Genomic DNA, 9,515 nt, shown 5'->3' with positions numbered 1-9,515 from the left:
TGGCGCAGCGGACGGGGCTCGAACCCGCGACCCCCGGCGTGACAGGCCGGTATTCTAACCAACTGAACTACCGCTGCATCGCAAAAGAATCTGGTGGGCGCTGACGGGATCGAACCGCCGACATTCTGCTTGTAAGGCAGACGCTCTACCAACTGAGCTAAGCGCCCTCAAAAGGTCTATCGTATAAATGGCGCAGCGGACGGGACTCGAACCCGCGACCCCCGGCGTGACAGGCCGGTATTCTAACCAACTGAACTACCGCTGCACTTACACAATGTCGCTAATGTGGCAAACGAAAATCAAGATCTTAAAGTGGCGCAGCGGACGGGGCTCGAACCCGCGACCCCCGGCGTGACAGGCCGGTATTCTAACCAACTGAACTACCGCTGCAACTATAAGGTCTCAACATGAAAGAGCTTGGTGGGCGCTGACGGGATCGAACCGCCGACATTCTGCTTGTAAGGCAGACGCTCTACCAACTGAGCTAAGCGCCCTTTCTAAACGTCTATCATCGTTTGATGGGTGCATTATAGAGAATCTGCACAGCCTGTCAAACGCTTTTCGGAATGTTTTCCACTTTTTAGGTGTGAGTGATTAAAAAATAGGTTGTTTGTTAAAAAAAACAACACTTTTTGTTTATTTTTTAAGTCTCTACCGAAATTTTTTAATTTTCAAAATGAAAGTTGAAGCAAAATTTTGTGTCTTACCCTGCGAAGTTTCAGTCTTAGCGATGCCATGTGCTGCGATTCTGATTAAGAATTATACAAAGCTTTAAAATACTCGACGTTGGGTTCATGTAATCTTTCAGCTGTCATTTATTTTTATTCAGAACATGACAGAAAACCTAATCTGCAACTCATGATTTAATCCGTTTCATGCGAGGAAAATACCAGCTGGGTCAGATTGATGAATTTCTTCTGCTGTCTCAAACAAGCAGATTCAACCCATAAAAATAAAATCATTTTCACATGATCTTAAAATCTACATTTTATTCGCTCTTCGAAAAATCCAGCAAATTTAGATCCAATGGCTGCTCTGAAATATAAACCAGTGCATCCTCACTGATCAGGTCAAATAGTTCAGCGATCTCTGGATTACGCATGCGGATACAGCCATGCGACAGTGGCTCCCCCATCTTTTCAGTTTCTGGAGTGCCATGAATATAGATATATCGTTGATAGGTATCACAGCCCGGGCCTTGATTAAAACCAGCTTCAAGGCCACTCAGCCATAAAATGCGTGTCAGAATCCAGTCCCGCTGCGGGAATTCTGCCGCCAATTCGGCATTATAAATTTCACCTGTCGCCTGACGTGCCACAAATACACTATTTAAGGGAGCATCCTGACCAAATTTTTCGGCGACCTTGTGCCAGCCACGAGGAGTCTGGCCACTGTTTTCAGTTTCGCCAATTCCATTTTTACCCGTAGAGATCAGATATTGCCTGTCTAGACGTGGCAGATACAGTTTTTGTTGAGCAAGGTCAATCAGGATGTCGGCTTGATCCAGCTGTAAGTTATTCATGACTTGTTATTCTCTGACTCTACTTTCTTTAATTCTGCTTTGTTTGACTTTTCTGGATTTAACTGGCTCTCTGCAGACTGCGCTGCCGGCATATCTGTCTTTTCTAGGTCGACTGCATTTTGCTGAATGATGACCGGATTGGGTTCAGGGCGTCGCCATAACCAGATCGCGACAATGAGCATGGTAATATCAGTAAATGCTTTGACTGCCAACGGCGCCGTGGTAAACAGCATGATAATTCCACTGATCAGCATCATAATACTGGCTAACCATTTGGCCTTACGCGGCACAGTACCATGGGCACGCCAATCTCTTAAGGTCGGGCCATATTTAGGATGATTCAATAACCAGGCATCCATTTGTGGCCAGCCTTTGGATGAGGCCCAGGCGGCCAGAATCAAAAAGACCGTTGTTGGCATACCCGGCAGGATTGCACCGATAAAGCCCAGGATCACAAACAGCACCACCAGACTTCGCCAAAACAACACTTTCATACATCAACCCTAACCGCAGAATTCAGGTAGTATAAAGCGTTTTCCGATACTGTCCGTTGTATTTCTGCACTTTTCACAGGTTGTACTATGCCCTTTTCCAGTTTAAACCAAAATCTTGTAGAAGTATGGCAACGTTATCAACATCCTCTGGTGCGTCAGTTGGCATTCGCTGTCGGCAGTCCGAATATCTTGTCCGGTATTCCGGATAAACTTGAGCTTATGCATCACTTTGAACTGCATGACAGCCAGACCTGGCAGCACTATCTCAGCCGTTACCATCCACGTTTAGAATTTCTTGATCAGCATCCAGAAGAATTAATCGAATTTGTGCAGCAACTGAAAAGTACACGTTTAGGGCTGCGCTTTGAAATGCTGATCTGGTTCTGGTTACTGGATGATGCCTATCATCCGTATCAGCTGCTTGCTCATAGTCTGCAAAAGATTGAAGGCGCAAAAACCCTGGGGGAGCTGGATTTTCTGTTATTAAATACTGATACAGGACAGATTGAACATTGGGAAGTGGCATTAAAATATTATCTGGCCGAAGCAGATTTTAGCCTGCCACATTGGTATGGCCTGAACCGTATCGATACTCTGATCAGAAAAATGAAACATTTCACACAAAAACAATTCCAGTTTGATGAGGCTTTGCAGTATTCTATTCAAAGACGATATTGCGTCCTGAAAGGACAGTTATATCTGCCTACACATCGTGCTGACCAGCCGATTCCTGCGTGGATCAATACCGAACGTCGTCTGGGTTTATGGGGACAGTATATTCCTGCAGCCCGGCACGGTTTCTACCGTCTGCAACGACATGAATGGATTTATCCGCAAGCCCAGCCAAGTAGTTTGACTGCGCGCTGGTGGACGAATGGACTTTATAAAAAAGCCGACAGCAACGATTTTTATATGTACCGACAACCGGTGCTGATTCTGAACTCATCGCATAAGCCCCTATAAAGCATTACATTTATTAACCGAAGCGCTATGAAAACCACATATTTTTTAGAGCGTATATTTTTTACTCTAAGTCCCACATCATAATAATTTTATTATTGATTATACGGAGATGATGATGAAAAAAATTCTTGCTGCTTCATTAATGATGGCTTTTGTATTGACTGGCTGTAACACCGTAAAAGGCATGGGCAAAGATGTGTCTAAAGCGGGGAATGCAGTAACCAACACTGCTGAAAAAACTTCTGATGAAATTCGTCAAAACTAGTTTTTTCCTGATCGTTCACAGAACCCTATCTTAGATAGGGTTTTTTTTATCTCATTCATTCACATTCAAGCTCATATTCGCCTATCATAGGGCCGAGAAAATTATCGACTGTTGAAAACTGCATGAGCTCTTCCGCTACCCTCGATTTAAGTCTGCAACTATTACGCCAGCCTTCCGTTACCCCTATCGATCATGACTGCCAAAATATTATGGCTGAACGTCTAGAGAAGGTTGGTTTCAATATTGAATCCATGCGTTTTGAAGATGTAGATAACATCTGGGCACGCAAAGGTACAGAAGGCCCGGTATTCTGTTTTGCTGGCCATACCGATGTCGTTCCAACAGGGAATCTTGATGCCTGGAACTCAGATCCATTTTTACCTGAGATCCGTGATGGCAAGCTTTATGGTCGTGGCAGTGCCGACATGAAGACCGCTTTGGCAGCTATGGTAGTTGCAACAGAACGTTTTGTAGAAAAACATCCAGACCATAAAGGCTCGATTGCCTACCTGATCACTTCAGATGAAGAAGGTCCGTCGATTAATGGTACGGTGAAAGTGATTGAAACACTCGAAGCGCGTAATGAAAAAATCACCTGGTGTCTGGTTGGTGAGCCGTCTAGTACCAATACGTTGGGTGATATTGTCAAAAATGGCCGTCGTGGTTCGTTAAATGCCAATCTCACAGTCAAAGGCAAACAGGGTCATGTGGCCTATCCCCATCTGGCGGTAAATCCGATTCATACTGCCTCTAAAGCGATTGCCGAGTTATGTGACACAGTCTGGGATCATGGCAATGAATATTTCCCGGCAACCTCTTTCCAGATTTCCAATATCAATGCAGGTACAGGCGCAACCAATGTTGTTCCCGGTACCATGAACCTATTGTGCAACTGGCGCTATTCAACCGAAGTGACTGCCGAAGAACTCAAATCACGTACCCTGGAAATTCTGGATCGTCATGGTGTGGAATATGATGTTTCCTGGACTTTGTCGGGATTGCCTTTCCTGACTCCTGTCGGCGAACTGGTGAATGCAGCTAAAAATGCCATTCTGAATGTAACAGGCACTGCAACCGAACTATCCACTTCAGGTGGTACTTCTGATGGCCGCTTTATTGCACCTACCGGTGCACAAGTACTGGAACTTGGCGTATTAAATGCTACGATCCACCAGATCAATGAGCATGTCGATATTGCCGACCTAGAGCCACTGGCTGAAATTTATGAGCAGATCCTGATCAACTTACTTGCGAATTAAATAAATAGATAACGTAATAAAAAAGGAACTCTATAGAGTTCCTTTTTTAGTTGATGCTTTTAGTTACAGTCCGATTGAAGCCTGAATATGGGTCATATTGGGAATATGGAACAGCCGCTCATCCATGCGTACATATTGAAAGATGGCAGGATCATTTACCTGCTGATCGACATCGACTACTTCGGAAATACGAATCCGAATAGTGTTCGGCATTTCATTGCACATCAGGGCAAAGCGCTGATTGATTTCATCGCCCTCAATCACCAATGCCACCCCATTTTGACGTAACGGATCATTCACTGCATAGACCGGCAACTGTGCCTCATGCCATTCCACGGTCTTGACCTGAGTATTGCTATCCAGGGCTGACAGAACAATGTTTTGTGGCAACAGCATCGGTTCTTTACCATGACAGTCAATAATATAGGCATCAATAAATCCGGTCGAAACCGTAATCAGATGCTGAAGTTCCTGCTGGCTAATCTGATCAGCCAGTTTGCCGCTTGAATTGGTCTGACTCATGTATTACCCCTGTTTTTCAGCAATCAGTTGTTGAATATTGGCCAGCAGTTCCGCTTCCTGGAACGGTTTACCCATATAGTGCGTTACGCCCAGGCTAAATGCACGTTCACGATGTTTCTCACCGGTACGTGAGGTAATCATGATAATCGGCAAGTCACGGTGAATATCATGGTGACGGACCAGATTGGTCACTTCAAAACCGTCCATGCGCGGCATTTCGATATCCAGCAACATCAGATCCGGTCTGACGTTTTCAAGCTGCTCGATCGCATCCACACCATCTTTGGCAGTGACAATATCATAGCCTTGACGTTCAAGCAGACGCGACGTTACCTTACGTACAGTCACCGAGTCATCGACAATCATTACCAGACGGCGTGCATTGGAATAACGTGATCCATCACGCTGATCATGCAGCTGTTTGACACGCTGTGTCGCCTGAATCTGACGGGCAATATTCTGTCCATCAAGAATCAGACAAACCTGACCATCACCCAGAATCGTAGCACCCGCCACTACACCGATAGTGGCAAACTGATGTCCAATCGGTTTCACTACAATTTGCGCTCGTGAACCGACCAGCTGATCGACCAGCAAGGCAATGGTTTGACCACTATTACCTTTGATCAACAGCACCGGCAATGAATGTCCAACATTATTCAGACGTGGAATCGGCTGGTTACCCACAAATTCAGATAAATAACGCAGCTTATATTTTTCGCCATCGATCTTGAAATAGTCGTCGTTACTGTTGAAGTACGTTTCCAATGTGATCGGCGCAATACGCACAATTCGGTCAATCTGAGCCAGAGAAATCGCGTATTGCTGATCGCCTACTTTCACCATCAAGGCATCGCTGACTGCTACGGTAGTCGGTACACGAATGGTAAAGATAGTGCCTTGGCCCAGTTGTGAACTGACCGACACATGACCACCCAACAATTTGATTTCACTTTGTACTACGTCCAGACCGACTCCACGACCGGAAATCTGGGTCACTGCTTTCGCGGTACTGAATCCCGGATGGAAAATAAACTGTAACAGCTCTTCCGAATCCAGTGTCTGGTCTTCTTTGATCAGGCCTTGACTTAAGGCCTTCTCACGAATTTTCTCTGCATCAATCCCCTTACCATCATCACTAAAGGACACGATCACATCGGTTCCCTGACGGCTGATATTCAAGACAATCGAACCGACTTCCGGCTTGTTCAGTGCGATACGATCTGCAGTATCTTCCAGACCGTGATCAATTGCATTACGCAGCATATGCTCGAATGGGGTGACCAGACGCTCCAGAATATTCCGGTCCAGTTCACCTTCGGTATTTTGCACGATCAGTTCTGCAGGACGGTTCAGGGTGGTCGAGGTTTGACGCACGATACGCTGTAAACGCGGCAGCATCCGGTCAAACGGAACCAGACGGGTACGCATCAGGCTTTCCTGAATTTCGGCCTGAATACGGGATTGTTGTAATAACAGCCCTTCAGTTTCGCGAATTTTGTCGGCTAAGGTACTCTTGAAGTCGACCAAATCCGATGCAGATTCTGCCAGTGATTTAGACAGCTGGTTGAGCGACGAATACTGGTCCATTTCCAGCGGGTCAAAGTCAGCATAGCGCGAATTCTCTGAACCATGTTTGGCAATAATCTGTGATTCCAGCTCTCCTTCCATTCGACGCAACTGATCGGCAAGACGCTTGATCGCCAGTTCCATTTCGTTCAGTGTATTGCCAAGCTGGCCCAGATCCATCTCGATACGTGAACGGTTAATCGAGTTCTCACCAGACAGGTCAATCATCTTCTCGACCAGATCGGCAGAGATACGGATCATCTCGTTATTGGTATCGCTGGCTCCACTATCCGCCCATTCACCCATCATGTGTGGTGGTTCAGTACCATCGCCTTCAACAAAGCCAAAGTCGCTGACCACCAGATTGTCTGTTTTCGCCAGACGCTCAGGCAATTGTGCCGTGACATCCACAAAGGCGATCTTTTTCAGACTGCTGTGCAGCTGCTCAAAACCGCTATAGTCGCGCTGGAAAATCGCCTGTCTTAACCAGGTCAGGGTTTTCTGCAACAGACCATCATAGGCATTCGAGTTAAACTGATAGACGGCAAACTGCTCGAAAGACGTTTCCAGCTCATAGGCAACGCTGGCCACTTCTTCAACATCTACCATACGTGCGCCACCCTTGATACTGTGGGCAGCACGCTGTAATTGCAGCAATAAACTACGGTCACTACGCTGGTCAAACCATTGATTGAGCAGCTTCTCGGCATTTACCAGAATTTCTTCGGCTTCTTCGAGGAAAGATTCTTCTACAATGGATTTCAGTTCATCTTCTTCAGAACGTTCCACTGAACTATCATTAATTGCATCAGCAGAAGGTTGCGAAATTGCCGGTAATTCTTCAGTTTCAGCCAGATCAGCAACTGGTTGCTCCGTCGTTGCTGATTCTGCCAGTTGCGGTTCAGAAATTGCTGTAGCTTCAATCTCTTCCACTTCAATTGCAGCAGCTGCGCTTTCAACAGCAGTCCCAGCCTGTCCAGAAACTAGCGACTGAATATTCTGCAGAATTGAAATCGCTTCCGTTGCAGGATAGTCAATGCCTTCATCACGAATGGATTGAATCCGGTCCGAAACGTTGTCCTGTACCAGACGGATAACCTGGATTAAAGCAGGGGTCACGGCAATTTGCTGGCGGATTACACGTTCATAAATGCTTTCCAGTTCATGCGCAATCAAGCCGATATGTGAAGCTGAGATCATGTTTGCACCACCTTTTAAGGTATGCAAATGACGCATCAGGTTATTCAGCGAAGCTGTATCATCCTGCTTTTTGCTCCAGGTATTCAGGTCTTCATCAATGCCTGCAAGCAATTCATCCGCTTCTTCCAGGAAGATACTTAATAATTCTTCATCAAAATCACGGTTGGTTTCAGCACTTTGCTGCTGCTGACGATCCAAAGCAATACGCTGGCTCAAGCCTGCAAAATCGACACTGCCTGTTGCCACAGGTTCGGCTGCCTGGGTAACTTCTGTCGTTACCTGAACATGCTGAATTGCATGATCTTCAGCAGGTATTTCAAGATCCTGCTGCACAAATGCAGACAATTCACTGAGTATTTTTTGAATTTCTTCATTCAGAATGACACGCTGCCCTGCGGCCAGGGTATCAAACAAATGAATAAACTCTTGATGCGCCTGTGCAAACAGCTCATAGGCATAATTGCTCTTCAATAACACTGGCTTTTCAAGCAATGCATCATAAGCCGATTTCAGATCACTGGTAAATTCATGAATGCCCTGGGCTGCCCGGCTCTCTGTATGGGCCAGCAATTCTGCAGCCTGCTGACTGAGTGCCTGAATATATTCCGGATAATCAACCTGGGCGCGTTTATCAAATTCAAACTCGGCATCCAACAACAGATCAATATCCAGTTCAACCAGTTTGGACACCAGACCCTGGGTCTGAATGCTATTTTCAGTAACGGCAAAGCCATAATCATGCCAGACACGTTCAAAGGTCGCATAAACCGTATCCAGTTTTGCGATATTGCCCTGACGTAGCAGGTGCAGATAGTCACTCACGAACTCCGCATACTGAATCAGTAAAGCAGTTTCTTTTGAAGTAGAAGCAATTTCATCCTGTAGCAAAGTTTTGAACAGATGTTCCACCTTGGAGCTGGCTTCAAAAATCTGCTCAATCTGCGCCATGGATGAACTGCCGCGCAGGGTATGAATCGCACGGATCAGGGCATTATAATCTTGTGATTTTTCATCTTCAGTACGAAGGAAAGTCGCAATCGTATCCAGATGCTCTTCTGCTTCTTCAATAAAGATTGCCACTGTCTCTTCAATATCACTGCGAACAGGGATTTCTACTTGAGCTAGAGCTGGCTCAGCTGCACCTAACCCATTGTCTGCATTATCTGCAAATTCAAGACCTGTTATTTGACCTTCTGCAGTTAAATGATCTGCCAATATCAATAATTCCTGCAGCGCAGGTTCAGGTGTAATTTGTTGTTGTAATTGTTGCCCCAACAGCACCATTGGGCGCAGATCGAGATCAAGCGGCTGGACTTGTTTGAATTTCGGATATAAAGCATATTGATAGATATTCAATACTGCTTGAGCAAATTTCTGCACGGTCGGTGTCAGTGGAATTGAACCCGACAAAACCCGATTCAGGGTATCTTCCACCGCCCAGGCCATCTCTCCTGCCGATTTGGCACCGACCATACGGCCTGAACCTTTCAAGGTATGAAAATGGCGACGAATAGTCTTCAGATTTTCTTGATGATCTGGATGACTTAACCATTCTGGAAATAAAGCATTTAACTCAACGAAGATTTCTTCAATTTCTTCAACAAAAATTTCAAGAATTTCTGCATCTTGGTCAAGATAACTATCTTCAGGAAGCGTTGTCGTTTCAACTAAATTTTTTAATATTTCTTTCATAGCTCATGCTTCTTACGTTATGCCGCCAA

6 protein-coding genes, 5 tRNA genes and 1 pseudogene are annotated in these 9,515 nt (G+C 45.5%); 3 read left to right on the top strand and 9 right to left on the bottom strand.

Going from position 1 to position 9,515, the window contains the following annotated elements; translation table 11 throughout:
* The 7 genes and pseudogenes from VXQ92_RS10165 to VXQ92_RS10135 all read right to left on the bottom strand — a co-directional run.
* A tRNA-Asp gene (locus VXQ92_RS10165) sits at positions 1-77 on the bottom strand.
* A 14-nt stretch (positions 78-91) separates the two neighbouring features.
* Positions 92-167 (bottom strand) — tRNA-Val (locus VXQ92_RS10160).
* Between the two features lie 21 nt (positions 168-188).
* Positions 189-265, bottom strand: a tRNA-Asp gene (locus VXQ92_RS10155).
* A 48-nt stretch (positions 266-313) separates the two neighbouring features.
* Positions 314-390: transfer RNA gene (locus tag VXQ92_RS10150), tRNA-Asp, on the bottom strand.
* 28 nt (positions 391-418) lie between these two features.
* A tRNA-Val gene (locus tag VXQ92_RS10145) sits at positions 419-494 on the bottom strand.
* 494 nt (positions 495-988) lie between these two features.
* Positions 989-1,522: a cell wall-recycling L,D-carboxypeptidase ElsL gene (elsL, locus tag VXQ92_RS10140; protein WP_064096404.1), complete on the bottom strand. Its 534-nt coding sequence runs from the start codon at positions 1,520-1,522 to the stop codon at positions 989-991.
* 140 nt (positions 1,523-1,662) lie between these two features.
* Positions 1,663-2,016 (bottom strand): annotated as a pseudogene (locus VXQ92_RS10135) (YbaN family protein); the annotation flags it as partial.
* Between the two features lie 87 nt (positions 2,017-2,103).
* On the opposite strand from VXQ92_RS10135, the gene VXQ92_RS10130 reads away from it, so the two are divergent.
* From VXQ92_RS10130 to dapE, 3 genes are all read left to right on the top strand, one after another.
* Positions 2,104-2,979 (top strand): DUF1853 family protein, encoded by an 876-nt coding sequence (locus tag VXQ92_RS10130; RefSeq protein WP_416681367.1) that lies wholly within the window; start codon positions 2,104-2,106, stop codon positions 2,977-2,979.
* A gap of 115 nt (positions 2,980-3,094) precedes the next feature.
* Positions 3,095-3,244, top strand: coding sequence for an entericidin A/B family lipoprotein (locus VXQ92_RS10125; protein WP_064096407.1), 150 nt, complete (start codon positions 3,095-3,097; stop codon positions 3,242-3,244).
* Between the two features lie 122 nt (positions 3,245-3,366).
* Complete coding sequence (gene dapE / locus VXQ92_RS10120) at positions 3,367-4,503, top strand: succinyl-diaminopimelate desuccinylase (RefSeq protein WP_416681365.1); 1,137 nt, start codon at positions 3,367-3,369, stop codon at positions 4,501-4,503.
* A gap of 63 nt (positions 4,504-4,566) precedes the next feature.
* Here dapE and VXQ92_RS10115 read toward each other — a convergent pair whose 3' ends face one another.
* Together VXQ92_RS10115 and VXQ92_RS10110 are read right to left on the bottom strand one after the other, a co-directional pair.
* Positions 4,567-5,025 carry a hypothetical protein gene (locus tag VXQ92_RS10115; protein WP_416681362.1) on the bottom strand — a complete coding sequence of 153 codons (459 nt, stop codon included), beginning with the start codon at positions 5,023-5,025 and terminating at the stop codon, positions 4,567-4,569.
* Between the two features lie 3 nt (positions 5,026-5,028).
* Entirely contained in the window at positions 5,029-9,486 is a 4,458-nt protein-coding gene (locus VXQ92_RS10110) for an Hpt domain-containing protein (RefSeq protein ID WP_416681359.1), read from the bottom strand.
* Positions 9,487-9,515 lie beyond the last annotated feature (29 nt).

The sequence above is a fragment of the Acinetobacter sp. 228 genome (assembly GCF_048147885.1).
This window is presented reverse-complemented; position numbering and strand designations above follow the sequence as displayed.